The 2,044-nt window shown below is 61.0% G+C and carries 3 protein-coding genes; 1 reads left to right on the top strand and 2 read right to left on the bottom strand.

Features of this window, described 5'->3' with window-relative positions; translation table 11 throughout:
* Positions 1-94 precede the first annotated feature (94 nt).
* Positions 95-232, bottom strand: coding sequence for a hypothetical protein (locus Q0S16_RS02220; protein ID WP_295844542.1), 138 nt, complete (start codon positions 230-232; stop codon positions 95-97).
* A gap of 305 nt (positions 233-537) precedes the next feature.
* Between Q0S16_RS02220 and Q0S16_RS02215 the strand changes: the two genes are divergently transcribed.
* Positions 538-1,317 (top strand): SDR family oxidoreductase, encoded by a 780-nt coding sequence (locus Q0S16_RS02215; protein WP_295844545.1) that lies wholly within the window; start codon positions 538-540, stop codon positions 1,315-1,317.
* Between the two features lie 192 nt (positions 1,318-1,509).
* On the opposite strand, the gene Q0S16_RS02210 is transcribed toward Q0S16_RS02215, so the two are convergent.
* Positions 1,510-2,044 (bottom strand): CoA transferase (locus tag Q0S16_RS02210; protein WP_295844540.1); only part of this gene is annotated, 535 nt, incomplete at its 5' end.

Raw genomic sequence — 2,044 nt, 5'->3', positions numbered from 1 at the left:
TGTCGCAAAAAAAGGCCCCGGAAAACCGGGGCCAAGTTTGGGAGGAAACATCGTGCGGGAGAGCGGCGGCGAGCGCCGATCTCCCGAATCTGGATCAGAGACCGAAGTAGGGCAGGTCGCCGTTGCGCGCCGAGATGCGGGCGCTGCTCATCAACAGGCTGTCGATGGAGGCCATCAGACGACCGAAAAGGGTGGAGGTCGGGGCGAGGCCGAGCGAAGCAGTCTTGGACATTGTCGATCCCTCAAATGGAGCGCGAAGGCGCTGCGTCATCATCTGAAGTCAATGTACGTATACCAGATGCCAGTCCCAATTGTTTTGTTTGCATAGCAGCAAAGATAATTTTGCAGTGCAATATCGGTCGATTTGATTTTCTTATCAAAGTTCCATGGAAAAGCCGTCCGGGCGGAAGTCTCAGGCCTGGCTTGAGTACGGGACGGCAAAAGCGGCACGCGATCGTCCGAGACGTCTCTGGTATCGGGTGTCGCGCGTCGCAAACAACGCGTCACGGTTGCCTTCCGAATAATGGAGAGACCGACGTGGCGACACCATCAAACAAGGCGCTGGACAACAAAACCGCAATCGTTACCGGCGCGAGTTCCGGCATAGGGCGAGCAATTGCGAGGCTTTTCGCGGCGGAAGGCGCCCGGGTGATCGTGACGGCGCGGCGCGGTGAATTGCTGGATAGTCTGGTCAGCGAGATCAACGCAGCGGGTGGCATCGCCGTGGGGGTGGCCGGAGACGTCACCGACGAATCCCATGCTCGGGCCGTTGTCGACGCGGCAATCACGCGCTTCGGCGGGCTCGATATTGCCGTCAACAATGCCGGCGCCCTCGGGCCGTTGATGCTGACGACAGACGTAAGCCGCGATTCGTGGGACCACACGATGGCGACCAATCTGACCAGTGCTTTTCTTGGCGCCAAATATCAGCTTCCCGCGCTTCTGGCGCGGGGCGCGGGATCATTGATCTTCGTCAGCTCGTTCGTCGGCCATACGGCGGCCATGCCCGGAGCGGCGACCTATGCCGCAAGCAAAGCTGGGATGATCGGGCTGATGAAGGCGCTTGCAGTCGAATACGGACCGCAGGGCATTCGCATCAATGCTTTGTTGCCGGGCGGCACCCAGACCGCCGCGGCTGACATCATGGCCAACACGGACGAGATGAAGGATTTCGTGCGTAACATGCACGCGCTGAAGCGACTTGCCCGGCCGGAAGAACAAGCAAGCGCGGCGCTATTTCTGGCTTCCGATGCATCGAGCTTTATGACCGGCACCGCGATGCTGGTCGATGGCGGCGTATCGATCAACAAGACCTGATGAACCGAGGCTGCGCGCGGTACTTTCTTCCCCCGCCCCGCTTGCGGGGAGAGGGTGACTCGAATGTGCGAAGCGCGTTCGAGTCATGTCAAAGAAGTCCGCAAGCAATATGGCCTCGCCCCTCACCCGGAGCCTCGCTGGCGCGAGGCTCCGGCCTCTCCCCGCGGAAGAGCGGGGCGAGGTTAAGAAAGGCTACTCCGCCGCAACCTTGCGCGGCGGATCGAGCGCGCCGGAATCGTGGATCTCGGCGACCTGATGGTCACTGAAGCCGAGTACCTGGCGCAGGATCTCGTCGGTGTGTTCGCCGAGCAGTGGCGAACGGGTCACCTCGGTGGGTGAATCCGACATCTTGATCGGGTTGCCGACCGAGAGATATTTGCCGCGCTCGGGGTGATCGACCTCGACCACGGTGCCGGTCGCGCGTAGCGACGCATCCTCGGCCAGTTCCTTCATCGACAGGATCGGGCCGCACGGGATGTCGTCCTCGTTGAGGATGTCCATCGCCTCGAATTTTGTTTTCGTCATCGTCCATTGTTCGATGCGCGCGAAGATCTCATTGAGCTTCGGCAGCCGCACAGCCGGCTTGGAATAGGCCGGGTCGGTCTTCCAGGTCGGCTCGCCGATGACGTCGCAGATCTTCTCCCACACCGGCGCCTGGGTGATGAAATAGATGTAGGCGTTGGGATCGGTCTCCCAGCCCTTGCACTTCAGGATACGGCCCGGCTGG

The organism is Tardiphaga sp., assembly GCF_025356345.1.
In the GTDB taxonomy this organism is placed as follows: Bacteria; Pseudomonadota; Alphaproteobacteria; order Rhizobiales; family Xanthobacteraceae; genus Tardiphaga.
The sequence above is the reverse complement of the archived record's forward strand: the minus strand, read 5'-3'. Positions and strand labels throughout refer to the sequence as shown.

What these genes read in the sequence shown, in the direction of transcription:
- Q0S16_RS02220 (WP_295844542.1), bottom strand. Translation starts at nt 232, where the DNA reads ATGTCCAAGACTGCTTCGCTCGGCCTCGCCCCGACCTCCACCCTTTTC.